This is a genomic window from Burkholderia sp. AU4i (genome assembly GCF_000466765.1).
GTDB classification, from domain to species: domain Bacteria; phylum Pseudomonadota; class Gammaproteobacteria; order Burkholderiales; family Burkholderiaceae; genus Burkholderia; species Burkholderia cepacia.
This window is the reverse complement of sequence record NZ_ASSI01000120.1, coordinates 1-25,258: the sequence shown is the minus strand read 5'-3', so window position 1 is coordinate 25,258 and position 25,258 is coordinate 1. Positions and strand designations below refer to the sequence as shown.

At 67.4% G+C, this 25,258-nt stretch carries 23 protein-coding genes; 18 read left to right on the top strand and 5 right to left on the bottom strand.

Going from position 1 to position 25,258, the window contains the following annotated elements; translation table 11 throughout:
• From L810_RS26275 to L810_RS26260, 4 genes are all read left to right on the top strand, one after another.
• On the top strand, positions 1–1,056 hold a 1,056-nt coding region (locus L810_RS26275), incomplete at its 5' end, for a phospholipase D-like domain-containing protein (RefSeq protein WP_021161339.1).
• A 140-nt stretch (positions 1,057–1,196) separates the two neighbouring features.
• Positions 1,197–1,970: a class II aldolase/adducin family protein gene (locus L810_RS26270; RefSeq protein WP_021161338.1), complete on the top strand. Its 774-nt coding sequence runs from the start codon at positions 1,197–1,199 to the stop codon at positions 1,968–1,970.
• A gap of 338 nt (positions 1,971–2,308) precedes the next feature.
• The gene (locus L810_RS26265) at positions 2,309–2,743 is read left to right on the top strand and encodes a CHRD domain-containing protein (protein WP_021161337.1); all 435 of its coding nucleotides are present in this window, start codon (positions 2,309–2,311) and stop codon (positions 2,741–2,743) included.
• An 89-nt stretch (positions 2,744–2,832) separates the two neighbouring features.
• On the top strand, positions 2,833–3,795 hold the full coding sequence (locus L810_RS26260; RefSeq protein WP_021161336.1) for an alpha/beta hydrolase: 963 nt from the start codon (positions 2,833–2,835) through the stop codon (positions 3,793–3,795).
• Here the strand turns inward: L810_RS26260 and L810_RS26255 are convergent.
• Complete coding sequence (locus L810_RS26255) at positions 3,765–4,607, bottom strand: EcsC family protein (RefSeq protein ID WP_021161335.1); 843 nt, start codon at positions 4,605–4,607, stop codon at positions 3,765–3,767. The two genes, L810_RS26260 and L810_RS26255, sit on opposite strands and share 31 nt — an antisense overlap.
• Before the next feature lie 107 nt (positions 4,608–4,714).
• On the opposite strand from L810_RS26255, the gene L810_RS26250 reads away from it, so the two are divergent.
• Both L810_RS26250 and L810_RS26245 read left to right on the top strand, forming a co-directional pair.
• On the top strand, positions 4,715–6,310 hold the full coding sequence (locus L810_RS26250; RefSeq protein ID WP_021161334.1) for an MDR family MFS transporter: 1,596 nt from the start codon (positions 4,715–4,717) through the stop codon (positions 6,308–6,310).
• Positions 6,311–6,336: 26 nt separating this feature from the next.
• A complete protein-coding gene (locus tag L810_RS26245) occupies positions 6,337–6,783 on the top strand; it encodes a MarR family winged helix-turn-helix transcriptional regulator (protein ID WP_021161333.1) in 447 nt (148 codons plus the stop codon).
• Between the two features lie 81 nt (positions 6,784–6,864).
• Here the strand turns inward: L810_RS26245 and L810_RS26240 are convergent, their stop codons facing one another.
• A complete protein-coding gene (locus L810_RS26240; protein ID WP_021161332.1) occupies positions 6,865–7,446 on the bottom strand; it encodes a DJ-1/PfpI family protein in 582 nt (193 codons plus the stop codon).
• Positions 7,447–7,603: 157 nt separating this feature from the next.
• Positions 7,604–8,884, bottom strand: coding sequence for an amino acid deaminase (locus tag L810_RS26235; protein ID WP_027789142.1), 1,281 nt, complete (start codon positions 8,882–8,884; stop codon positions 7,604–7,606).
• A 119-nt stretch (positions 8,885–9,003) separates the two neighbouring features.
• Between L810_RS26235 and L810_RS26230 the strand changes: the two genes are divergently transcribed.
• From L810_RS26230 to L810_RS26220, 3 genes are all read left to right on the top strand, one after another.
• Positions 9,004–9,942, top strand: a complete 939-nt coding sequence (locus L810_RS26230) for a MurR/RpiR family transcriptional regulator (RefSeq protein WP_021161330.1) — start codon at positions 9,004–9,006, stop codon at positions 9,940–9,942.
• A gap of 2 nt (positions 9,943–9,944) precedes the next feature.
• Positions 9,945–11,426: an N-acyl-D-amino-acid deacylase family protein gene (locus tag L810_RS26225; protein ID WP_021161329.1), complete on the top strand. Its 1,482-nt coding sequence runs from the start codon at positions 9,945–9,947 to the stop codon at positions 11,424–11,426.
• A 124-nt stretch (positions 11,427–11,550) separates the two neighbouring features.
• Positions 11,551–11,937, top strand: a complete 387-nt coding sequence (locus L810_RS26220) for a RidA family protein (RefSeq protein WP_006751946.1) — start codon at positions 11,551–11,553, stop codon at positions 11,935–11,937.
• 192 nt (positions 11,938–12,129) lie between these two features.
• Here L810_RS26220 and queF read toward each other — a convergent pair whose 3' ends face one another.
• Together queF and ilvA are read right to left on the bottom strand one after the other, a co-directional pair.
• Positions 12,130–12,954, bottom strand: coding sequence for an NADPH-dependent 7-cyano-7-deazaguanine reductase QueF (gene queF, locus L810_RS26215; protein WP_021161328.1), 825 nt, complete (start codon positions 12,952–12,954; stop codon positions 12,130–12,132).
• An 11-nt stretch (positions 12,955–12,965) separates the two neighbouring features.
• Positions 12,966–14,489 (bottom strand): threonine ammonia-lyase, biosynthetic, encoded by a 1,524-nt coding sequence (ilvA, locus tag L810_RS26210; protein ID WP_021161327.1) that lies wholly within the window; start codon positions 14,487–14,489, stop codon positions 12,966–12,968.
• A gap of 576 nt (positions 14,490–15,065) precedes the next feature.
• Here ilvA and L810_RS26205 point away from each other — a divergent pair.
• The 9 genes from L810_RS26205 to L810_RS26165 form a co-directional block, all read left to right on the top strand.
• Positions 15,066–19,091: a DUF3683 domain-containing protein gene (locus L810_RS26205; protein WP_021161325.1), complete on the top strand. Its 4,026-nt coding sequence runs from the start codon at positions 15,066–15,068 to the stop codon at positions 19,089–19,091.
• Between the two features lie 85 nt (positions 19,092–19,176).
• A complete protein-coding gene (locus tag L810_RS26200) occupies positions 19,177–19,620 on the top strand; it encodes an HIT family protein (protein WP_021161324.1) in 444 nt (147 codons plus the stop codon).
• Positions 19,617–20,030, top strand: coding sequence for a gamma-butyrobetaine hydroxylase-like domain-containing protein (locus tag L810_RS26195; protein WP_021161323.1), 414 nt, complete (start codon positions 19,617–19,619; stop codon positions 20,028–20,030). Before L810_RS26200 ends, L810_RS26195 begins: the two co-directional genes overlap by 4 nt.
• 53 nt (positions 20,031–20,083) lie before the next feature.
• Positions 20,084–20,815, top strand: a complete 732-nt coding sequence (ubiE, locus tag L810_RS26190; protein ID WP_021161322.1) for a bifunctional demethylmenaquinone methyltransferase/2-methoxy-6-polyprenyl-1,4-benzoquinol methylase UbiE — start codon at positions 20,084–20,086, stop codon at positions 20,813–20,815.
• Positions 20,816–20,856: 41 nt separating this feature from the next.
• Positions 20,857–21,888, top strand: coding sequence for a Tim44 domain-containing protein (locus L810_RS26185; RefSeq protein ID WP_021161321.1), 1,032 nt, complete (start codon positions 20,857–20,859; stop codon positions 21,886–21,888).
• 163 nt (positions 21,889–22,051) lie between these two features.
• Positions 22,052–22,678, top strand: a complete 627-nt coding sequence (locus tag L810_RS26180) for a ubiquinone biosynthesis accessory factor UbiJ (RefSeq protein ID WP_006487883.1) — start codon at positions 22,052–22,054, stop codon at positions 22,676–22,678.
• Positions 22,679–22,690: 12 nt separating this feature from the next.
• Positions 22,691–24,268 (top strand): ubiquinone biosynthesis regulatory protein kinase UbiB, encoded by a 1,578-nt coding sequence (ubiB, locus tag L810_RS26175; protein WP_021161319.1) that lies wholly within the window; start codon positions 22,691–22,693, stop codon positions 24,266–24,268.
• 17 nt (positions 24,269–24,285) lie between these two features.
• Positions 24,286–24,912, top strand: a complete 627-nt coding sequence (locus L810_RS26170; protein WP_021161318.1) for a methyltransferase domain-containing protein — start codon at positions 24,286–24,288, stop codon at positions 24,910–24,912.
• A gap of 95 nt (positions 24,913–25,007) precedes the next feature.
• Positions 25,008–25,258 (top strand): FmdB family zinc ribbon protein (locus L810_RS26165; RefSeq protein WP_042976248.1); only part of this gene is annotated, 251 nt, incomplete at its 3' end.

Here is a 25,258-nt window from a genome sequence, read left to right as displayed (position 1 = left end):
ATGCACAACAAGGCGATGATCGCGGACAACCGGATCGCGATCGTCGGCGGCCGCAACCTCGGCGACGAATACTTCAGCGCGAGCCCGACGCTGCAGTTCCGCGATCTCGACGTGCTCGCCGCGGGGCCCGTGACGAACGACGTCTCGGCGAGCTTCGACACCTACTGGTCGAGCGCGAGCAGCTATCCGCTGCGCGTGCTGAATCATCAGTCGTTCGATCCGAAGGAGCTCGACGCAATGCGCGACGAGCTGCGCGACCACTGGCGCAAGAATGCCGATCCGTACAACGCGAAGCCGCTGAACGCGACGCCGCTCGCGCAGCAGATCGCGCGCGACGAGCTCGGGCTCGTGTGGGCGCCGGCGGAGTTCAAGGTCGACGCGCCCGACAAGGTCGCGCAGCCGACCGACGCGTACGTGAGCCCGCCGATGCAGCGCCTCGTCGAGCTGACGCGCGGCGCGCAGCGGGAATTCCTCGCGTTCTCGCCGTATTTCGTGCCGCACGACGCGGGCGTGAAGATCCTCGGCGACACGACCGCGCGCGGCGTGCGCGTCGCGATCCTGACCAATTCGCTCGCCGCGACCGACGCGGTCGCCGTGCAGGCCGGCTACGGGCCGTACCGGGTGCCGCTGCTGCAGCACGGCGTCGAGCTGTACGAGTTCAAGGCGCAGCCGGGTCGCCAGCGTCCGCGCCTGTTCGGGTCGCGTTCGCGCGCGAGCCTGCACGCGAAGGCGTACGTGATCGACCGGAAGATCCTCGTGATCGGCTCGATGAACCTCGATCCGCGTTCCGCGCACCTGAACACCGAACTGGCGCTGGTAATCCATAGCCCGGCGCTCGCCGAGCAGGTCGCGCAGATCTTCGCGCGCGCGGCGCAGCCGGACGAAAGCTACCGCGTGAGCCTCGTGACGCCGGCGGGCGGCAGCACGCCCGAACTCGAATGGACGGGCACGGACGACGGCAAGCCGGCCGTCTATCACGTCGATCCGCACGCGGGGCTGCTGCGCAACCTGATGACCGGCGTCTTCATGCTGCTGCCGGTCGACGACCAGCTTTAGGGGACGGAAGCGCTCCGGCTAAACCCGCGTTTCCGGTGCGCGGGCAAAGGTGATATGGTTGTGCGCGCAACGAGTGTGGCGCGCCGGCCGGCGCCGCCGGGCGGCCCGCGCCGCGCACATCCGCAACCGGAGTTCCCCCCATGCAACGTGTCCCGAACCAGCCGTTCACGCGTCCCGCCCGTTTCTCCGAAGCCGAATGGCAGGCGCGCGTGCAGCTCGCGGCGGCTTACCGCATCTTTGACCATCTCGGCTGGACCGAGCTGATCTACAACCATATCTCGCTGCGCGTGCCGGGCGAGGACGGGCACTTCCTGATCAACCCGTTCGGACTCCATTACCGCGAGGTGTGCGCGTCGAACCTCGTGAAGATCGACATCGACGGCAACGTGATCGGTCATTCCGACTGGCCGATCAATCCGGCCGGCTTCACGTTCCACAGTGCGATCCATGCGGCGCTGCCCGATGCGCACTGCGTGATGCACGTGCACACGACGCCGACGATGGCCGTGTGCTGTTCGCGCGACGGGCTGTCGTTCTCGAATTTCTATTCGGCGCAACTGTACGGGAAGATCGCGTATCACGACTTCGAGGGCATCACCGTGCATCTGGAGGAGGGGCGGCGCATCGTCGAGAGCGCGGGCGGGCGGCCCGTGCTGCTGTTGCGCAACCATGGGCCCGTGACGATCGGCGCGACGCTCGCGCAGACGTTCTCGCTGATGTGGCTGCTCAATCGCGCGTGCGAGGTGCAGGTCGCCACGCATGCGATCGGCGACGCACTGGCGATCGCGCCGCCCGTGCTCGAAGGGTGCGTGCGCGATTCGCTGAATTTCGATCCGAAGCATGGCGCGGGGCAGGATGCGTTCGACGCACTGCAGCGTATCGTCGATCGCATCGATCCCGGCTATCGGGCGTGACGCGGGGCGGCGTGATCGCTTCGTGAGGCTCGATGCGGCAGGTCCCGAATCCGGCGGCGGGCAAAAAAAACGCGGCCGGGTGGCCGCGTGAATACTCGCAGACTCCTTCGGACGAAGGAAACAAGCAACTGTGAGATGAAGTGTAGCGAAAGGCCGCACGCGGATTCAGCCATCAGGCTGCAAAGGTCCCTTCCAGCCGGAGGCAGACTGGCCTGCCGAGCGCGCTGCGGCGTTTTGCGGCATGGCCGTTCGGCGGGCTCCCGGATCGGCGGCGATCGACTACCATCATGTGTGGCGCCGCCGTTCGGTCGGCGTACAACGTCGTACAAGGAGAGTCCATGCTCAAGCTGCGTTTGCTCCAGGTCGCGTTACTCGCGGGTGTGCTGGCCGCCGGCACCGCCGCCGCCGAAACGGTGCGCCTGTCCGCCAATCTCCAGCCGTCGAGCGAGGTGCCCCCGACGGCGACCAAGGGCTCGGGCGATGTCGAGGCCACCTACGACACGGCAACGCACATGCTGCAGTGGACGGTCCGTTACGAACACCTCACCGGCCCGGCCACCGCCGCGCATTTCCACGGGCCCGCGCCGGTCGGCCAGAACGCGGGCGTGCAGGTGCCGATTCCAAAGGACGAGCTGGCGAGCCCGATCAAGGGTTCGAAGGCACTCACCGACGCACAGGTCACCGACCTGATGGGCGGCAAGTGGTATTTCAACGTCCATACGAAGGAGCACCCGGCCGGCGAGATCCGCGGCCAGGTGATGCCGGCGAACTGAGCGCCGGCGTTTGATATGGAGGCACCTGTCGAGCGGTGCGGGAACGATCGCACGTACCATCGTCACACTGCGAATACGGAGTGCGTCCGATGAGTTGGCAAAGCAAGTTCGCCTGCTGGCTGCTGCGTTGGCAGTTCCGTCCCGAGACCACGCGCGAGGTGCTCGATCCCGCCCGCGCACGGCGCTTTACCGACTTGCGGATGATGGTGCCGCGCCGCGCGCCGTCGGGCTACCGGTTGCGCCAGTGCTACGGCGCGGGCGACGCGCCGCTGCGCGGCGAATGGCTCGAACGCACCGACGCGGGCGCGAGGCGCGGGCCGGGCCGCACGCTGCTGTACTTCCATGGCGGCGGCTATTACTTCTGTTCGACGAAGACCCATCGGCCGCTGGTGTTCGGCCTGACGAAGCGCGCGGGCGTGCGCTCGTTCTCGCTCGACTACCGGCTTGCGCCCGAAAACCGTTTCCCGGCCGCGCTCGACGACGCGCTGGCCGCGTACCGGCAGCTGCTGGCGCTCGGCACGCCGCCCGAGTCGATCGTGTTCGGCGGCGATTCGGCGGGCGGCGGCCTCGCGCTCGCGACGCTCGTCGCGCTGCGCGATCGCGGCGAGCCGCTGCCGGCCGGCGCGATCCTGTTCTCGCCATGGACCGACCTGGCCGCCACCGGCGCCACGCTGCGCACGAACGACGGCGCCGATCCGATGTTCGCGGGCGCGGCGCTGCCGAAGGCCGCGAAGCTGTACCTCGGCGACGAGCCGGGGACGAATCCGTACGCGTCGCCGCTCTATGCGGATTTCGCGGGCCTGCCGCCGCTGTATATCCAGGTCGGCAGCACCGAGGTGCTGCTCGACGATTCGCGCCGCGTCGCCGAGAAGGCGAAGGCCGCCGGGGTGGCGGTGGAGATCGAGGTGTGGCCGGACATGCCGCACGTGTGGCAGCTGTACGTGCCGATGGTGCCGGAAGCACGCGACGCGCTCGACCGTGCGGCCGCGTTCCTGCGTCGCGTCGCGGTCGAGCGCGCGGTTCAGCGCGCCGGCGAGACGTCGATTGCCTGATAGGCGGCCTTGACGGCCGCCGGGCCGTACTTGCGCTCGAGCCGGCGGACGGTGAAGTGGCCGTGCGCCATCTGCTGGAAGTGGTCGATGAACAGCGTATTGACGGTCGCGCCGAGCACGGCGCCGATCGCCGGAATCGACTTCGCGGCCATCTGCTCGGTCACCTGCACCGAGAAGCGCGACGCCACCGTCTGCACGAGCTTGAACACGGCCGCCGAGCTGTGCGCGGCGATGCCCTTCGTCGTGATGTCGGACGACGCCTTCGAGATCGCCTGCGCGAGCGCGCCGCGCAGCACGAAATAACCGAGATCGGCGTCCTCTTCCTGCTTGTCCGGGTTGCCGCCCATGCCGAGCACGGCCAGGCATTGCAGCTGCGTATCGACCGAGCCCAGGTCTTCACCCTCGCTGCGCGCGATGTCGCACACGGAGCGGAAGATCAGCGTCGTCGTCACCGGCAGCTCGACCGGCAGCGCGAGAAAGCCGAACGCGCCGCCCGCCGCGCCGGTCGTCGCGACCGCGAGCTTGTGCAGCAGGTTGCTCGGCTTGTCGGGCTCGGCGTCCGGCGCGGGCGGCTTGCCGAGCGTGCGCAGCGCGATGTTCAGGCACTTGCGCAGCGCGAGCTGCGTCGCGTCGTTGATCTTGCCGGTCGCGAAATCCGGCAGCCGGGCGATCATTTTCTCGACCGGTGCGCCCAGCATGCCCGTCAGCTTCATCGTCAGCGACGGGCTTTCCAGCACCTGCTTCGCGCGCCACAGCGCGTCCCGATCGTCCTGCGACAGCGTGGTGGCGGGGGGGATTGAAATCGGTTCCATCTTTCTCCTTGGCGGTCTGGAACGGTTTGACCGTCGCCAGCCTAGATTACTCCCGCATGCTAGAATTTCGAAATTGTTTGACTCGTCAAAAGTTGCGCCAACAAAAAATGGCCGTCCATACAGCCGCCCACCATTCGAGCGGGCAAGTCCTGCCGTTCCGCGAATCGCTGCTGGCGATGATCGGGATCTCGTTCGTCACCATGCTCGTCGCGCTCGACCAGACCGTCGTCGGCACCGCGTTGCCGACCATCGTCGCCGAGCTTCGGGGGTTCGACCTGTACGCGTGGGTCGCGACCTCGTACCTGCTCAGTTCCGTGATCACGGTGCCGATCTTCGGCCGGCTCGGCGACTATTACGGGCGCAAGCCGTTCGTCATCGTGTCGATCGTCGTGTTCACCGGCGCGTCCGTGCTGTGCGGAATGGCGAACGACATGCTGATGCTCGTGCTCGCGCGCGGGCTGCAGGGGATCGGCGGCGGGATGCTGGTCGGCACCGCGTTCGCGTGCATCCCCGACCTGTTCCCCGATTCCGTCGTGCGGTTGCGCTGGCAGGTGCTGATGAGCTCCGCGTTCGGCATTGCGAACGCGGTCGGCCCGTCGCTCGGCGGCGTGCTGACCCAGTCGTTCGGCTGGCGCTCGGTGTTCTACGTGAACCTGCCGATCGGCCTGCTGTCGCTGCTGTTCGTGTGGCGTTACCTGCCGCACCTGCGCCACGTCGAGCACGATCGCAAGATGCGGCTCGACTGGCCGGGCGCGCTGCTGATCGCGCTGTCGCTCGGCGCGCTGCAACTGTTCGTCGAATGGCTGCCGAAGTACGGCGTCGCGAGCTGGGCGTCGCTCCTGCTCGTCGTCGCGGTCGCGGCCGGTTTCGGCCTGTGGCACTGGGAGAAGCGCTGCGCGCAGCCGATCCTGCCGTTCGACATGTTCGGCAACCGCGCGCTGTCGGCGCTCTTCGTGCTGGCGATCCTCGCCGGCTTCTCGATGTTCTCGCTGCTGTTCTACGCGCCGCTGCTGTTCCAGGGCGGCTTCGGGATGTCGCCGAAGGAGGCGGGGCTCGTGATCACGCCGCTCGTCGTGTTCATCACGATCGGCAGCATCATGAACGGCCGTGTCGTCACGCGCATCCGCAATCCGAATGCGATGCTGCACGTCGGCTTCGTGCTGTTCGCGATCACCTGCGCGGGCGTCGTCGTGTCGACCCACACGACGCCGAAATGGCTGCTGATGGCGCTGATGGTCGCGGGCGGCATCGGGCTCGGCTTCGTGCTGCCGAACCTCACCGTATTCGCGCAGCAGACGGCCGGCCGCGAGCACCTCGGCATCGCCACGGCGCTGCTGCAGTCGCTGCGGATGGTCGGCGGGATGATCGGCACCGCGCTGACCGGCACGCTCGTCAACCAGATGTACTCGGGCGGCGTGCGCGATGCGCTGTCGGCCGATCACGCGATGCAGTGGCACGCGCAGCTCGCCGATCCGCAGATCCTGATCGATCGCGCCGCGCAGGGCGGCCTTGTCGCGGAGCTGACCCGTGCCGGGCATAATGGCGCGCTGCTGCTGGAAGCGGCCCGCGAATCGCTCGTCGGCGCGATTCACGTGGGTGTCGCGATGGCGGCCGTCGTCGCCGTGGTGTCGGTGTGGCAGTGCCGCCGCGTGCCGCCGATCGCGCTGCGGCGCAAGATCGAACCGCATGTCGCGGCCGATTGAACGATTGAACGAGTAGAACTGAGCGCATGGAAGAACAGGACCGCGTCGCGATCTTGCAGCAATTCGGACGGACGTATCGCGCGTTCATGACCGCATTCGAGACGCACGTCGGGCAACCGATGCCGCGCTGGCGCATCATGGTCGCGTTGCACACGATGGGCGGCCATTCGTCGCAGAAGAAGCTCGTCGAAGTGCTGCGCATCGATCCGGGCGCACTCACGCGCCAGTTGAAGTCGCTCGACGCGCTCGGCTGGATCGAGCGCGAATCCGACGCACGCGACAATCGCGTGACCAACGTGACGCTAACGGACGCCGGCCGCGCCGCGTTCGACGCATGCCTGCCGCGCCGCAAGGCGTTTCTCGAACAGACGATGGCGCAATTGCCGGACGACGTGCTGAATGCGCTGTCGGGCGCGCTGGCGATGCTGGAGTCGCGGATCGCGGACGTCGGCTCGACGCCGGCCGCGCGTTGAAGCACGGGGCAGGGCGGCGCAGGCCGGCGTGAATGCGCCGCGCCGGCCCGGCACTTCATCTCATTTCGCTTCCCTGCGGGTTCAAAGCTCGATGCGCGTGCCCAGCAGCGCGAGGAACTGCGCGAGCCAGGCCGGATGCGCGGGCCACGCGGGCGCGGTGACGAACGGCGCGTCGGTCACGGCCGCATCGACCGGAATGTCCGCATATTCGCCGCCCGCGAGCTTCACCTCGGGCGCGCAGGCCGGGTAGGCCGAGATGCGCTTGCCGCGGATCACGTCGGCGGCCGCGAGCAGTTGCGCCGCGTGGCAGATCGCGGCGATCGGCTTGCCGGCTTCGGCGAACTCGCGCACGAGCGAGATCACCTTCGGATCGAGTCGCAGGTATTCGGGGGCACGGCCGCCCGCGATCGCGAGCGCGTCGTAGCGCGAGGCGTCGACGTCGTCGAATGCCGCGTTCAGCGTGAACTGGTGGCCGGGCTTCTCGGTGTAGGTCTGGTCGCCTTCGAAATCGTGGATCGCGGTCTTGATCTTGTCGCCCGCGCGCTTGCCCGGGCAGACTGCATCGACGTGGTGGCCGACCGCCTGCAGCGCCTGGAACGGCACCATCGTTTCGTAGTCTTCGGCGAAATCGCCGGTCAGGAACAGGATCTTCTTCGCGGCCATGGCTTTCTCCAGTGGAGCTGCGTTGAGGGCCCGCCGCGGCAGACGATTGCCATGCCCGCCCGGGGCCCCGAGGACGAAAGCGCAGTGTACTCCGGCCGCTTGAAGCGCGCGTGACGGCCGCCCCGCGCGCGCGGCGGGGCGGTGTGCGCGACGTGCGTCAGAAGAAGGTTTCGACGACTTCCGTCACGCGGAACTGCGGATCGAGCACGAGCACCTGGCGCCACTTGTCGAACGTCAGGCACGGGTGCGAGATGTCGAACGCGACCATGTCGCCGACCTTCACGTCCGCGCCCGGCGGGATCTGCAGGTACGCGTGCTGGTCCATCATACCGGTGACGGCCCAGCCTTCGGCGGCGACGACGTCGCGCGGGGCGGTGTCGCGGCCCGGGCGGAAGTGGCGCGCCGGCTCCGGCAGCCCCGCGTCGAACGCCGCGTCGCGCTTGCCGAGCGCGACGATCGCCCGGTCGGCCTCGGGCACCGACTGCACGTAGGCCCACAACTGAAGCGCGGGCAGCAGCCCTTCGCCCATCGTGCGTGCGATCGGGTTGCGCGCGAACACGTCGGTCTGCGCCTTCTTGTAGATGCCGACATCGTGCGTCAGGTAGCAGCCCGGACGCAGCACGACTTCCGCGAAGCCCGCGTCGGACGCTTTCGCGAATTCTTCCGCGACCACGTCGTACCACGCCGAACCGGCGCCGGACAGGATCGCCGGCGTACGCGCGAAGCGGCCGGCCTCGGCCAGTTCGCGCGTGAGCGCGACCGCTTCCTGCAGGAACGTGCGGATCTCGCCTTCCTCCTTCAGCACGCCTTCGTAGAGTTCGATGCCGGCCAGCTTCAGCGTGTCCGGATAGCGCGCGATCGCGGCGAGCACGGCCTCGCGCTGCGCGGCATCGCGCACGCCCGCGCGGCCGCCCGGCACGCCGAGCTCGAGCAGCACGTTCAGCGGCTTCTTCAGTGCGCCGAAGAAGCGGCCGAGCTGGTCGACGCTCTCCGCGGAATCGACGAGGCAGAAGAATTCGAAATCGGGATCGGACAGCAGCCCCGCGATGATCGTCATGTTCTGGCGGCCGACCAGCTGGTTCGCGAGCAGCACGCGCCGCACGCCGCCGTGATACGCGGCCTGCGTCTGGTGCGCGGTCGCGAGCGTGATGCCCCACGCGCCGGCGTCGAGCTGGCGGCGGAACAGTTGCGGCGCCATCGTCGTCTTGCCGTGCGGCGCAAACTTGACGCCGTACTTCTGGACGAATGCCTGCATCCAGTTCAGGTTGTGTTCGATGCGATCCTCGTAAAGCACGGCGGCCGGCAGGCTGACGTCTTCCGCGAGCAGGTTCCACTCGAGGCGGCCCGCGTCGCCGAGCGGCACGCTCGCGCTCGGCAGATTGCCGAGGCCCTTGCCGAACGGATCGATCGTCGCTTCCTGATAGTTTGTAACTTTCATGTCATCCCGCTCCATCATCACTATGCATTGCACTGAAGTTGACACGCAGATGGTACAGAAAGTAGCATCTGCGCGGTGATGTTATTTAGTAACATCGAGCTTCGCACCCTTTTCCGCAGATGAATACGCCCGCCAACCCGTCCGCTTCGCACGCGGCCGAGCCCTATCCGGCACCGGCCGCCCCGCCGGTCCTCGACATCGTCGCGCGGATCGCCGAATGCGCGCCCGAGCTGCGCGAAGCCGAGCGCAAGGTCGCCGCGTTCATCCTCGCCGATCTCGCGCGCGCCGCACATGCGAGCATCGGCGCGCTCGCGCGCGACGCGGAGGTCAGTGTCGCGACGGTCACGCGTTTCGCGAAGGCCGTCGGCTGCCGCGACGTGCGCGAACTGAAGGTGCTGGTCGCGCAGGCGGCGGCGGTCGGCCAGCGTTTCCTCGTGCCGTCCGACGACGCGCCGGCCGACGATACGAGCCCCGCGTCGATGGTCTACGACGAGATCCGCGTGGCGCTCGCGCACAACCACCAGTTGCTGCGCAATACGTCGTTCGAGGAAGCCGCCGACCTGCTCGCCGGCGCGAAGATGACCTATGTGTACGGGCAGGGCGGCGGCTCGACCGCGCTCGCCGACGAGCTGCGTTTCCGGCTCGTGCGCTTCGGCCGGCCGGTCGCGAGCTACCAGGACAGCCTGCTGCAGCGGATGGTGGCCGCGACGCTGTCGCGCGACACCGTCGTCGTGGCGCTGTCGGTGAGCGGGCGCGTGCCCGAGCTGCTCGAGAGCTGCCGGCTCGCGAAGCGCTACGGCGCGAAGCTGATCGCGATCACCGCGCCGGCCTCGCCGCTCGCGAAGCTGGCCGACCACCTGATCCCGGTCGTCGCGTTCGAAACCGATTTCATTTACAAGCCGTCGACATCGCGTTACGCGATGATGATGGCGATCGACGTGCTCGTCACCGGAGTCGCGTTGCGGCTCGGCGATGCGGGCCGGGAATCGCTGCGTCGCATCAAGCACGCGCTCGATGCGCACCGCGGCGGCGGAGACCGTCAACCGGTAGGAGACTGACCATGCATTCGCATCCCGAAGCCGCCGATACGCTGATCGTCGGCGCGCAGCTTTACGACGGTACCGGCGCGCCGCCCGTCACGCGCGACGTCGCGATCCGCAACGGCGTGATCGCGGCGATCGGCAACCTGTCGAACTGGCTCGCCGAAACCGTCGTCGATGCGAACGGCCGCGCGCTCGCGCCGGGCTTCGTCGACGTGCACACGCACGACGACACGCACGTGATCCGCGCGCCGCAGATGGTGCCGAAGATCTCGCAGGGCGTGACGACCGTGATCGTCGGCAACTGCGGGATCAGCGCGTCGCCGGTGACGCTCGCGGGCGATCCGCCCGATCCGATGAACCTGCTCGGCGAGCGCGGCGCGTTCCAGTACCCGACCTTCGCCGACTACGTCGCGGCCGTGAACGACGCGCGTCCGGCCGTGAACGTCGCGGCGCTCGTCGGTCACACGGCGCTGCGCAACAACCAGATGGACCGCCTCGACCGCGCGGCGACCGACGGCGAGATCGCCGGGATGCGCGCGCAGCTCGAGGAGGCGCTCGCGAACGGCGCGCTCGGCCTGTCGTCGGGCCTCGCATACGGCTCCGCGTTCGCGGCGCCGACCGAAGAGGTGATGGCGCTCGCCGAGCCTCTCGCGAATGCCGGCGCGTTGTACACGACGCACATGCGCACCGAATTCGACGCGATCCTCGATGCGATGGAAGAGGCGTACCAGGTCGGCCGCCATGCGCGCGTGCCGGTCGTGATCTCGCACCTGAAGTGCGCGGGCCCGTCGAACTGGGGGCGCAGCACCGAAGTGCTCGCGTCGCTCGAAGGCGCGCGCCGCTACCAGCCGGTCGGCTGCGACTGCTATCCGTACAGCCGCAGCTCGTCGACGCTCGACCTGAAGCAGGTGACGGGCGACATCGACATCACGATCACCTGGTCGGAGCCGCACCCGGAAGTGGCGGGCAAGCTGCTGAAGGCGATCGCGGCCGACTGGGGCGTGACCGAGCAGGAAGCCGCGCAGCGCATCCGCCCGGCGGGCGCCGTGTACCACAACATGTCCGAGGAGGACGTGCGCCGGATCCTGTCGCACCCGGCGACGATGGTGGGCTCCGACGGCCTGCCGAACGATCCGCTGCCGCACCCGCGGCTGTGGGGCGCGTTCCCGCGCGTGCTCGGCCATTACGTGCGCGACACGAACCTGCTGCCGCTCGAGGAGGCGATCCGCAAGATGACGTCGCTGTCCGCGCGCCGCTACGGCATCGCGCGGCGCGGCGAGGTGCATGTGGGCTACCACGCCGACCTCGTGCTGTTCGACCCGGCGCGCGTGATCGACGCCGCGACGTTCGAGAAGCCGCAGCAGCCCGCGCACGGAATCGACGCCGTGTGGGTGAACGGCGTGCTGACCTACGAGAACGGCCAGCCGACCGGCGAGCGCGCCGGCGGCTTCGTCGCACGCGGCGAGCGCGTGCCGGCGAGTGCCGACACCGCGTTCTGAACGCGGTTGTTGTTCCGATCTGCCGCGCGCGCCATCGTCGGCGTGCGCATCCGCAACCGTGCGTTGCATGGGACCGGCGCCGGCGCTGAAGCGTCGAGGCGGTCGACAAACAAGGAGTGAAACGATGAAGCGATATGGCGTAGGCGAAGCGAAGGGGACGGGCGGCCAGGTGATGCCGTTCGCACGCGCGGTCGAGGCCGACGGCTGGCTGTACGTGTCGGGCCAGACGCCGATGGTGAACGGCGAGGTCGTCGAAGGCGGGATCGTCACGCAGTCGAAGCAGACGATCGAGAACGTGATCGCGATCCTGAAGGAAGCCGGCTACGGCCTCGAGCACGTCGTGCGCTGCGGCGTGTGGCTCGACGACGCACGCGATTTCGCGTCGTTCAACAAGGTGTTCGTGTCGTACTTCGGCGAGCATCCGCCGGCACGCGCGTGCGTGCAGTCGAGCATGGTCATCGACTGCAAGGTCGAGGTCGACTGCATCGCGTACAAGGCGCCGGCGAAGTAACGCCGCAACGGCGAGCCCCTCCAGAACGGGCCCGGCGCATTCACGTGCTTCCCGCACAATGAAAAACAGCCCGGCCGGTTGATTCCGGTCGGGCTGTTGTATTTGGGGTGGCGGCCGCGCGTCGCCGGCGGCAAAAGGTAAAAGGCAAAAGGCAGACGGCAAACGACAAACCGCGGCGGCCACCCGCCGCCGTCACTGCCGCGCGTTGCGCGCGTTGTCCGGCATCGGCTGGTTGTAGTTCGTGCGGAACGGGTTGATGTCGAGCCCGCCGCGGCGCGTATAGCGTGCATACACCGCGAGCTTCACCGGTTTGCACGCATGCAGGATGTCGAGGAAGATCCGCTCGACGCACTGCTCGTGAAAGCCCGTGTGGTTGCGGAACGAGATGATGTAGCGCAGCAGGCCCGCGTGGTCGATCTGCGGCCCGACGTAGTGAATCTGCACGCTGCCCCAGTCGGGCTGGCCGGTGACCGGGCAGTTCGAGCGCAGCAGGTCGGACACGAGCGTCTCCTCGACCGGCGCTTCGTCGACGGCCGCCGACAGCAGCGACGGATCGGGTTCGTACACGTCGGTGTCGAGGTCGAGCCGGTCGAGCGACAGCCCGTCGAGTTCGTCCATTTCGAGCTTGCCGAAATCGTGCGGCGACACGAGCTGCACGGCGACGCTCGCACCGCACGCGGCCGACACGTCGCGCTTCAGCGTGTCGCGCACCGCGTCGATCGAGTCGAACTTCGTCTGCGCGAACGAGCCGAGATACAGCTTGAACGACTTCGATTCGACGATGTTCGGCGATTCGGCCGGCACGTAGAAGGTCGCAACCGCGATCTGCGGCTTGCCGCGCGCGTTGAGCCAGGACAGCTCGTAGGCGTTCCAGATGTCGGTGCCGAAGAACGGCAGCGCCGACGCGATGCCGAGCTGCTCGCGCGCGCCGGCGCGCGGGATCGGGAACAGCAGCGACGCGTCGTACTGGGCCGCGTAGGCGGTGGCCTTGCCGAGCGGGGAATGTTCGGGATTCATGCGTGACGCCTTTACGACAGGAAGAGGCGGTAAGCCGGGTTGGCGCTCTCCTCGACATACGGGTAGCCGAGTGCCGCGAGGAAGCGTTCGAATTCGGCGCGATCGGCCTGCGGCACCTGCAGCCCGACGAGGATCGAGCTGTAGTCCGCGCCCTGGTTGCGGTAATGAAACAGGCTGATGTTCCAGTCCGGTGCCATCGACGACAGGAACTTCATCAGCGCGCCCGGCCGTTCCGGGAATTCGAAGCGGAACAGGCGCTCATCGAGCGCGAGCGGCGAACGGCCGCCCACCATGTAGCGGATGTGTTCCTTCGACAGCTCGTCGTGCGTCAGGTCGACGGACTTGAAGCCGTGCGATTCGAAGTTCGCGGCGATCTCGGCCGATTCGCCGCGGCGCTTGATCTGCACGCCGACGAAGATGTGCGCGGCCTGCGCATCGGCGATCCGGTAGTTGAACTCGGTGACGTTGCGGTCGCCGACGAGCGAGCAGAACCGCTTGAAGCTGCCGCGTTCCTCGGGGATCGTGACCGCGAACACGGCTTCGCGCGCTTCACCCACTTCCGCGCGCTCGGCGACGAAGCGCATCCGGTCGAAGTTCATGTTCGCGCCGGACGTGACCGCGACGAGCGTCTGGTTCTCGATGCCTTCGCGTTCCGCGTAGAGCTTCGCGCCCGCGACCGCGAGCGCGCCGGACGGCTCGAGCACGCTGCGCGTGTCCTGGAAGACGTCCTTGATCGCCGCGCACAGCGCGTCGGTGTTCACCGTCAGGACGCCGTCGAGGTATTCGCTGCAGAGCCGGAAGGTTTCCTCGCCGACCAGCTTCACGGCGGTACCGTCCGCGAACAGGCCGACCTCACTCAGCTCGACGCGCTTGCCTGCGTCGAGCGACTGCGCCATCGCGCACGAATCCTCGGCCTGCACGCCGATCACCTTGATCTCCGGTCGCACCGCCTTCACGTAGGCCGCGACGCCGGACGCGAGCCCGCCGCCGCCGATCGGCACGAAGATCGCATGGATCGGGCCCTGGTGCTGGCGCAGGATCTCCATCGCGATCGTGCCCTGGCCGGCGATCACGTACGGATCGTCGAACGGATGGACGAACGTGAGGCCGCGCTCCTCCTGCACCTTGACCGCGTGTGCATACGCGTCGCTGTACGACTCCCCGGCCTGGATCACCTCGACGCTCGGGCCGCCGTGCGCGCGCACCGCATCGACCTTCACCTGCGGCGTCGTGACGGGCACGACGATCACCGCCTTGACGCCCATCCGGGCCGCCGAGAACGCGACACCCTGCGCATGGTTGCCGGCCGATGCCGTAATCACGCCGCGTGCGAGCGCGTCCGCCGGAATGTGCGCCATCTTGTTGTACGCGCCGCGCAGCTTGAACGAGAACACCGGCTGGTTGTCCTCGCGCTTGAGGTAGACGGCGTTGCGCAGCCGGGCGGACAGGTTGCGGGCGGATTCGAGTTCCGTCTCGATCGCGACGTCGTAGACGCGCGCGGTGAGGATTTTCTTCAGGTAGTCGTGGGATGCCATGGGCGCTCGCGTGCAGTGCGGTAGCAGACGGTAAAAGGTCAATGATAGCGCCAAGGGTCCGCCCGTATGCAAGCGGCATGCCGGGTGCACGCTCGCGGGGCCGTGCAGGTGGTGCATCGGCGACGTTGCGCGGCCTCTTTTGCCGGCTTAACCGCGTGGTTACCGACCGGACGGACGGCGAATGGCCGCGTGAAATCGCGCCGAGCCAGGCCTGGCGCGGCTCGCGGCGATAGCCCCACGACCTGTCCGACGTGTCACGCGTGGCCCGATCATGGGTTAGAATTCCGTTTTGAATCAAGGATTCGGAAGATGCAGAGGCACCCTCGGATCGCACCGTTGAAGCCGACGCCGCGCGCAGCCAGCCCCGCGGCGGAACGGCATGCGCGCCGCGCGCGATCGTGCCGATGATCGAGTGCCGCCAGGCCCTGTCGCCGGCCAGGAGGGGCGCATCGCCGCCCGCTCCGGCCCCATGAAGGACAGCCGCGCGCCTGGTAACAGAACAGATTTCCCCAAGATTGCGCCCACGCGCTTGCCGACGCCCGTGCACGGTGTATCGGCCCTCCGAGTCGTCCGAACATGAACGCACCACAAGTTTTCGATCCGCATGGCGCGGCCGCCGCCGTCGCCGCCGACCCCGCGCCCCGGTTGCGCGAGATTCCCTACAACTACACGTCCTTCTCGGATCGCGAGATCGTGATCCGCCTGCTCGGCGAAGAGGCGTGGTCGGTGCTCGACGAGCTGCGTGCCGAGCGCCGTACGGGCCGCTCGGCACGGATGCTGTATGAGGTGCTCGGCGACATCTGGGTCGTGCGCCGCAACCCGTACCTGCAGGACGACCTGCTCGACAACCCGAAGCGCCGTGCGCTGCTGATCGAGGCGCTGAACCACCGGCTGACCGAAATCGGCAAGCGCCGCAGCGCGGATCTCACCGAGCACCGCGACGACGCGGGCCGTGAACGCGCATCGCGCGTCGAGATGCTCGAAACCGCCGCGCAGCGCGCGGTCGACGAGTTCGCCGACGAATTCGAGAAGATGGCCGACCTGCGCCGCCGCGCGACCAAGGCGCTCGGCCGCTGCACGCAGAAGGACAACATCCGTTTCGACGGGCTGTCGCGCGTGTCGCACGTGACCGACGCGACCGACTGGCGGGTCGAATACCCGTTCGTCGTGCTCACCCCCGATACCGAAGCCGAGATCGCCGGCCTCATCAAGGCCTGCTTCGAGCTCGGCCTGACCGTGATCCCGCGCGGCGGCGGCACCGGCTACACGGGCGGCGCGGTGCCGCTCACGCCGTTCTCCGCGGTGATCAACACCGAGAAGCTCGAACAGCTCGGCGCGGTCGAGCTGACCGAGCTGCCGGGCGTCGCGCACAAGGTGCCGACGATCTTCTCCGGCGCGGGCGTCGTCACGCGCCGCGTGACGGAAGCCGCGGAAGCGGCCGGCTACGTGTTCGCGGTCGATCCGACCTCGCTCGACGCATCGTGCATCGGCGGCAACGTCGCGATGAACGCGGGCGGCAAGAAGGCCGTGCTGTGGGGCACCGCGCTCGACAACCTGGCCTGGTGGCGGATGGTCGACCCGGACGGCAACTGGCTCGAAGTCACGCGCCACGAGCACAACCAGGGCAAGATCCACGACATCGCGGTCGCGCGTTTCGAGCTGAAGTGGTTCGACGGCGCATATGCGCCGGGCGAGAAGCTGCTGAAGAGCGAGATGCTCGAGATCGAGGGCCGCCGGTTCCGCAAGGAAGGTCTCGGCAAGGACGTGACCGACAAGTTCCTCGCCGGCCTGCCGGGCGTGCAGAAGGAAGGTTGCGACGGGCTCATCACGTCCGCGCGCTGGGTGCTGCACAAGATGCCTGCGCACACGCGCACCGTCTGCCTGGAATTCTTCGGCCAGGCGCGCGAGGCGATCCCGAGCATCGTCGAGATCAAGGACTACCTGTTCGAGACGTCGAAGCAGGGCGGCGCGATCCTCGCGGGCCTCGAGCACCTCGACGAGCGCTACCTGCGTGCGGTCGGCTACGCGACCAAGAGCAAGCGCAACGCATTCCCCAAGATGGTGCTGATCGGCGACATCGTCGGCGATGACGCCGACGCGGTCGCGCACGCGACGTCCGAAGTGATCCGGATGGCGAACGGCAAGAGCGGCGAAGGCTTCGTCGCGATCAGCGCGGAGGCGCGCAAGCGCTTCTGGCTCGACCGCAGCCGCACGGCCGCGATCGCGAAGCACACGAACGCATTCAAGATCAACGAAGACGTCGTGATCCCGCTGAACCGGATGGGCGAGTACACCGACGGCATCGAGCGGATCAACATCGAGCTGTCGCTGAAGAACAAGCTGCAGCTGGTCGACGCGCTGGAAGCGTTTTTCCGCGCCGGCAACCTGCCGCTCGGCAAGACCGACGACGCGAACGAGATCCCGAGCGCCGAACTGCTCGAGGATCGCGTCCAGCAGGCACTGGAGCTGCTCAAGCGCGTGCGCGCGCGCTGGGAGTTCGTGCGCGACCGGCTCGACCAGCCGCTGCGCGAGGCGCAGCACTACCTCGTGCAGCTCGGTTACGAGGCGCTCGCCGAGAAGTTCGCCGATCGCGCGGACGAGCAGCCGGGCGCGACCGTGTTCCACGTCACGCAGGACCGCACGGTGCGCATCTCGTGGAAGCAGGAGATCCGCGCGGAGCTGCGCGCGATCTTCAACGGCGGCGCGTTCAAGCAGATCCTCGACGAAGCGCAGGCGATCCACAAGCAGGTGCTGCGCGGCCGCGTGTTCGTCGCGCTGCACATGCACGCGGGCGACGGCAACGTCCACACCAACCTGCCGGTCAACTCCGACAACTACGAGATGCTGCAGGACGCCCACGCGGCGGTCGCGCGCATCATGACGCTCGCGCGTTCGCTCGACGGCGTGATTTCCGGCGAGCACGGCATCGGCATCACGAAGCTCGAGTTCCTGACCGACGACGAGATCGCCGAATTCCGCGCGTACAAGCAGCGTGTCGACCCGAACGGCCGCTTCAACAAGGGCAAGCTGCTCGAAGGCGCCGATCTGCGCAACGCCTATACGCCGAGCTTCGGGCTGATGGGATACGAGTCGCTGATCATGAAGCAGTCCGACATCGGCGCGATCGCCGATTCGGTGAAGGACTGCCTGCGCTGCGGCAAGTGTAAGCCGGTGTGCGCGACGCACGTGCCGCGCGCGAACCTGCTGTACAGCCCGCGCAACAAGATCCTCGCGACGTCGCTGCTGGTCGAGGCGTTCCTGTATGAGGAACAGACGCGCCGCGGCGTGTCGATCAAGCACTGGGACGAGTTCAACGACGTGGCCGACCACTGCACGGTGTGCCACAAGTGCGCGACCCCGTGCCCGGTGAAGATCGATTTCGGCGACGTCACGATGAACATGCGCAACCTGTTGCGCAAGATGGGCAAGAAGAAATTCAACGCCGGCAATGCGGCGGGCATGTTCTTCCTGAACGCGACCAACCCGCAGACGATCAACGCCGCGCGCAGCGTGATGATGGGCGTCGGCTACAAGGTGCAGCGCTTCGCGAACGACATGCTGAAGAACGTCGTGAAGAAGCAGACGCAGCACCCGCCGGCGACGGTCGGCAAGCCGCCCGTCGTTGAGCAGGTGATCCACTTCGTCAACAAGAAGATGCCGGGCAACCTGCCGAAGAAGACGGCACGCGCGCTGCTCGACATCGAGGACAACAAGATCGTGCCGATCATCCGCAACCCGAAGTCGACGACCGTCGATTCGGAAGCGGTGTTCTACTTCCCGGGCTGTGGCTCCGAGCGTTTGTTCTCGCAGGTCGGCCTCGCGACGCAGGCGATGCTGTGGGAGGCGGGCGTGCAGACCGTGCTGCCGCCGGGCTACCTGTGCTGCGGTTATCCGCAGCGCGGCTCGGGCCAGTACGACAAGGCCGAGAAGATCGTCACCGACAACCGCGTGTTGTTCCACCGGGTCGCGAACACGCTCAACTACCTCGATATCAAGACGGTGGTCGTGTCGTGCGGCACCTGCTACGACCAGCTCGCCGGTTACGAATTCGACAAGATCTTCCCGGGCTGCCGGATCATCGACATCCACGAGTTCCTGCTCGAGAAGGGGATGAAGCTCGACGGCGTGACGGGCACGCGCTACATGTATCACGACCCGTGCCATACGCCGATCAAGACGATCGACCCGGTGAAGCTCGTCAACGAGCTGATGGGCGCGGAGAAGGACGGCTACAAGATCGAGAAGAACGATCGTTGCTGCGGCGAATCGGGCACGCTCGCGGTCACGCGCCCGGACGTGTCCACGCAGGTCCGCTTCCGCAAGGAAGAGGAGATCCGCAAGGGCGCCGCGAAGCTGCGCAGCATCCCGGTCGTGGCCGGCAACGCGCCGGCGCCGGCCGCCGCGGCCGCGAACGGCCCGGACGTGAAGATCCTGACGAGCTGCCCGTCGTGCCTGCAGGGCCTGTCGCGCTACAGCGAGGATGCGAACCTCGAAGCGGACTACATCGTGGTCGAAATCGCGCGCCAGGTGCTCGGCGAGAACTGGATGGCCGATTATGTCGCACGTGCGAACAATGGCGGGATCGAGCGCGTGCTGGTCTAATGCGGGCATGACGACCGCCCGACCGGGTTGGGGATGAGCGGGCGCCGGCGCGGCAATGCCGGCGCCCGTCCACATGGGAGCGACGATGGAATGCGTGTTTTGCCGTGAAGACGGTGGCGAGGTGCTGTGGCAGGACGATGCGCTGCGCGTCGTCCTCGCGACGGGCGAGCACGAGTATCCGGGCTTCTGCCGGGTGATCTGGGGCACGCACGTGGCCGAGTTCTCCGATCTCGGCGAGCCCGAGCGGGCCCACCTGATGCGCGTGGTCTACGCGGTCGAGCGGGCCGTGCGCCGTGTGATGCAGCCGAACAAGGTGAATCTCGCGAGCCTCGGCAACATGGTGCCGCACGTGCACTGGCACGTGATCCCGCGCTTTTCCAACGATGCCCACTTCCCGCAGCCCGTCTGGGCGCCGCGCCAGCGCAGCGTGTCCGAGGCGCTGCTGCGCACGCGCGCGGCGCAGGCCTCGCTGCTGCACAATGCGGTGCGCGAGGAAATTCAACGCATGACCGATTCGAGGCAGCCATGAGCGGTTTGACTTCCACGACGCCGATTCCGTCCGGCGTCGTCGTGCACGCGGTATCGCGCGTGCTCGAATTGCAGTACCCGAACGGTGAAAGCTACCGGATTCCGTTCGAGCTGATGCGCGTGTATTCGCCGTCCGCCGAGGTGCGCGGCCACGGGCCCGGCCAGGAGACGCTGCAGACCGGCAAGCGCGAGGTGACGATCACCGCGCTCGAGGGCGTCGGCAACTACGCGCTGCAGCCGACGTTTTCCGACGGCCATTCGACCGGCATCTACTCGTGGGACCTGCTGTACGAACTGGCCACGCAGCAGGACGCGCTGTGGCGCGACTATTTCGACAAACTGAAGGCGGCGGGCGTCGAGCGCGACGCCCCGATGCAGGCGGCCTCCGCGTCGCACGGCCACTGCCACTGAAATTCGACGGCGCCCGCTCGGCGCCGTCTTGCCATTTACTGAGGATCAACGCGATGAGCAAAACCCACTTCGGCTTCGAAAGCGTCGAGGAAAACGAAAAAGCGAAGAAAGTGGCGGGTGTGTTCCATTCGGTCGCGAGCAACTACGATCTGATGAACGACCTGATGTCGGCGGGCATGCACCGCGCGTGGAAGGCGTTCACGATCGCGCAGGCGAACGTGCGTCCCGGCTTCAAGGTGCTCGACATCGCGGCCGGCACCGGCGACCTGACCAAGGCGTTCGCGAAGGCAGCCGGGCCGACGGGCGAGGTCTGGCACACGGACATCAACGAATCGATGCTGCGCGTCGGTCGCGACCGGCTGCTCGACAAGGGCATCGTGACGCCGTCGCTGCTGTGCGATGCGGAGAAAATTCCCTTTCCGGACAACTACTTCGATCTGGTCACGGTCGCGTTCGGGCTGCGCAACATGACGCACAAGGATGCCGCGCTGGCGGAGATGCGCCGCGTGACGAAGCCCGGCGGCCGCGTGATGGTGCTGGAATTCTCGAAAGTCTGGGATCCGCTGAAAAAGGCGTACGATCTGTATTCTTTCAAAGTATTACCGTGGCTTGGCGACAAGTTCGCGAAAGATGCTGAAAGTTACCGGTATCTTGCTGAATCTATCCGGATGCACCCCGATCAGGACACGCTGAAGGCGATGATGGAACAAGCGGGCCTCGATGCCGTCAAATATTACAATTTGTCAGGTGGCGTGGTAGCTTTACACATGGGAGCCAAGTACTAAGGGGCTCTTTCCATACATTTGTCTTACATCTGGAGAAGCTGATGTCCGAAACGCGTTCGTTGTTCAACCGTAGCAAGCCGTCGAAGCCGTGGGCTCGACGAGTCGGCACGCTGCTGATGGTCGGCCTGCTCACGGCCGGCACGTTCGCATCGCTCGACGCTGAAGCCAAGCGCATGGGCGGCGGGCGCAGCATCGGCCGCCAGAATTCCACCGTCACGCAGCGCCAGGCTACGCCGCCTGCGCAGCAGCCGATGCAGCAGGCCGCGCCGTCGCAGGCGCAGCGTGCGAACCCGGCCGCGCCCGCGCCGGCCGCGCAGCCCAACCGCTCGCGCTGGCTCGGGCCGATCGCCGGCCTCGCGGCCGGTCTCGGTATCGCGGCGCTGCTGTCGCACTTCGGCCTGGGCGGCGCATTCGCGAGCATGATGGCGAACGTCATCGTGATCGCGCTGCTCGCGATGGTCGGCATCTGGCTGATCCGCAAGTTCATGAACCGCCGTCGTCCGCAGGAGCCGGCATACTCGGTCGGCGGCTCGGCGTCGTCGTCGGGTGGCTACTCGCAGAGCCCGTCGTTCCAGCAGGGCGGTACCGGCAGCAACTATGCAGGTAGCGGCAGCAGCTACGCGAACGAAGCGCAAGGCGTGTTCGGCGGCGGTGCCGCGGCCACAGGCGCGGCAGCGGCGGCGGCAGCACCGCTCCAGGTGCCGGCCGGCTTCGACACCGAAGCGTTCCTGCGCAGCTCGAAGGTTTATTTCGTGCGCCTGCAGGCCGCGTGGGACCAGGGCAACCTGGCCGACATCCGCGAGTTCACGACGCCCGAAATGTTCGCCGAGATCAAGATCGACCTCGATTCGCGCGGCAACGAGTCGAACCAGACCGACGTCGTGCAGCTCGACGCGGAACTGGTCGCGATCGAGGATCGCGGCATCGAGCAGTCGGCGAGCGTGCGTTTCCACGGCCTGATCCGCGAATCGGCGAATGCGTCGGCCGCGCCGTTCGACGAGGTGTGGAACCTGTCGAAGTCGGGCAGTCAGGGCTGGCTGCTCGCGGGCATCCAGCAGATCAACACGCACTGAGCGTGTCCGGCGGCCACGCCGCCGGACACCCGGGCAACGGCCGTCGTACTGCGACCGCTTGCCACCCGGGTGTGCGGTCAGGCACGGCCTGCCGACGATCCGACGTTACAATAGAAACCCGCGTGGGCGCCCGGCCTGCGCGGGTTTTTTCTTTCCCAGCCCGATGACCTTTGCCGCCAAGCCTTTTGCTGCTGCCGTCAATCACCTGCTCGCCCGCGAATCGTGGGCGCGCGACCGCCTGATTCCGTATGCGGGCAAGACTGCCCGGATCGACGTGCCTCCCGTTACGCTCACGCTGCTGGTGCAGCCCGACGGCTATCTGTCGGCCGTCGACGCGCACGATGCGCAACAGGTCGACGTGTCGATCGCGCTCGCGGGCGACACGGTCGCCGCGTTCCTGCAGGGCGGCCAGGCGGCCGTGATGAAGCACGTGAAGATCGAGGGCGATGCGGAGTTCGCGACGCAGATCGCGAAGCTGGCCGAGCACCTGCGCTGGGAACCTGAAGAAGATCTCGCGAAGCTGGTCGGCGACGCGGCGGCCTACCGGATCGCGACGGTCGTGCGCGACGCCGGCGCGCGCGCGCGACGTACCGGTCGCAACGTGCTCGATTCCGTAGCCGAATACTGGCTCGACGAGAACCCGCAAGTCGTCCGCCGCGCGTCGCTCGGCGGCTTCGACGCCGAGCTGGCGCGCGCACGCGATGCGCTCGCGCGGGTCGAAAAGCGGGTCGAGCGACTCGAACAAAAAATCGGCGCGCGCACGGGTTCCGGCCCGCGCGGCGCGCACTGAGGGCCGCAGGGCATGCGCATTTTCCGTTTCATCAAGATTGTCTACACCGTCATCCGCTTTGGTCTCGACGAAGTGATGCTGTCCCGGATCGACGACCGGCGCGTGAAGCTGCTGCTGCGGATCACGACGATCGGCCGCCGTTATTCCGATCCGCCTGCGGTGCGGCTGCGCCATGCGCTCGAAAGCCTCGGCCCGATCTTCGTCAAGTTCGGCCAGGTGCTGTCGACGCGCCGCGACCTGCTGTCGGTCGATTTCGCGAACGAACTCGCGAAGCTGCAGGACCAGGTGCCGCCGTTCGATTCCGCGGTCGCGATCGGGATCATCGAGAAGTCGCTCGGTGCGCCGGTCGACGAGCTGTTCGACGAATTCGAGCGAGAGCCGGTCGCGAGCGCGTCGATCGCACAGGTGCATTTCGCGAAGCTCAAGCAGGGCCAGCACGCGGGCAAGGCCGTCGCCGTCAAGGTGCTGCGCCCGAACATGCTGTCCGTAATCGATTCCGACCTCGCGCTGATGCGCGACATCGCGATCTGGACCGAGCGCATGTGGGCCGACGGCCGGCGCCTGAAGCCGCGCGAAGTCGTTGCCGAGTTCGACAAGTACCTGCACGACGAGCTCGACCTGATGCGCGAGGCCGCCAACGGCAGCCAGCTGCGCCGCAACTTCGCGGGCCTCGACCTGCTGCTCGTGCCCGAGATGTTCTGGGATTTCTCGACGTCGCAGGTGCTCGTAATGGAGCGCATGACCGGCGTGCCGATCAGCCAGGTCGAGACGCTGCGCTCGGCCGGTGTCGACATCAAGAAGCTCGCGCGCGAAGGCGTCGAGATCTTCTTCACGCAGGTGTTCCGCGACGGCTTCTTCCATGCGGACATGCACCCGGGCAACATCCAGGTGAGCCTCGATCCGAACACCTTCGGACGCTATATCGCGCTCGATTTCGGGATCGTCGGCGCGCTGTCCGATTTCGACAAGAACTACCTCGCGCAGAACTTCCTGGCGTTCTTCAAGCGCGACTACCACCGCGTCGCGACGCTCCACCTCGAATCGGGCTGGGTGCCGCCCGAGACGCGCGTCGAGGAGCTCGAAAGCGCGATCCGAGCGGTGTGCGAGCCGTATTTCGATCGTGCGCTGAAGGACATCTCGCTCGGCCAGGTGCTGATGCGCCTGTTCTCGACGTCGCGCCGCTTCAACGTCGAGATCCAGCCGCAGCTCGTGCTGCTGCAGAAGACGATGCTGAACGTCGAGGGACTCGGTCGATCGCTCGACCCCGAGCTCGACCTGTGGAAGACCGCGAAGCCGTACCTCGAGCGCTGGATGACCGAGCAGATCGGCCTGCGCGGCTGGTACGAGCGCTTCAAGGTCGAGGCGCCGCAGTGGAGCAAGACGCTGCCGCAACTGCCGCGCCTGATCCACCACGCGATGGCGGCGCGCCACGACGCGCCGCGCGCGGCGAGCGAGGACCTGATGCGCCAGATTCTCGTCGAGCAGAAGCGGACGAACCGGCTGCTGCAGGCGCTGCTGATCTTCGGTCTCGCCGTCGGCGTCGGGGCGCTCGTTGCGCGCGTGCTGCTCGCGCTCGCGTACGGCACATGACCGAAAGGAGCAGGGCGATGTCCGATCCGAAGCAACCGTCCACACCGGCAGCCGCCGATTTCGCGACGCGCGATCCCGGTAACGCATCGTTCTGGGACGAACGTTTCGCGCGTGGCGTGACGCCGTGGGAATTCGGTGGCGTGCCCGACGGGTTTCGCGTGTTCGCGCACCGGCTCGAGCCGTGCGCGGTGCTGATTCCCGGCTGTGGCAGTGCGCAGGAGGCCGGGTGGCTCGCGCAGGCCGGCTGGCCCGTGCGTGCGATCGATTTCTCCGCGCAGGCAGTGGCCGTTGCGAAAGCGCAGCTCGGCGTGCACGCGGAAGTCGTCGAGCAGGCCGATTTCTTTTCGTACCGGCCGCCGTTCGACGTGCAGTGGGTGTACGAGCGCGCGTTCCTGTGCGCGCTGCCGCCGGCCATGCGCGCCGGCTACGCGGCACGCATGGCCGAGCTGCTGCCGGTGGACGGATTGCTGGCCGGCTATTTTTTCCTGATGGCGAAACCGAAGGGGCCGCCGTTCGGGATCGAGCGTGCCGAACTCGATGCGCTGCTCACGCCGCACTTCGAACTGATCGAGGATTTGCCGGTGACCGATTCGCTGCCCGTGTTCGAAGGTCACGAGCGCTGGCTCACGTGGCGCCGTCGCTGATGCGCAGGTGTCGCGGCCATTGCCGGAGCGCGGCAGGGTTTCGGCTATAATTCAAGGTTTTGCAAGCTGTTTCCAGTTTCCGCGGGAAAAATATCATGCCGATCTACGCCTATCGATGCGAAGCATGTGGTTTCGCGAAGGACGTGCTCCAGAAGATGAGCGATGCGCCGCTGTCGCAGTGCCCGGAATGCGGGAAGGATGCATTCCGCAAGCAGGTCACTGCGGCGGGCTTCCAGCTGAAGGGTTCGGGTTGGTATGTCACCGATTTCCGCGGCGGTTCGGGCGGCACCAGCGCGCCGGCGACGGCGTCGGGCGACGCAGCGCCGGCCGCACCGGCGGAAGCCGC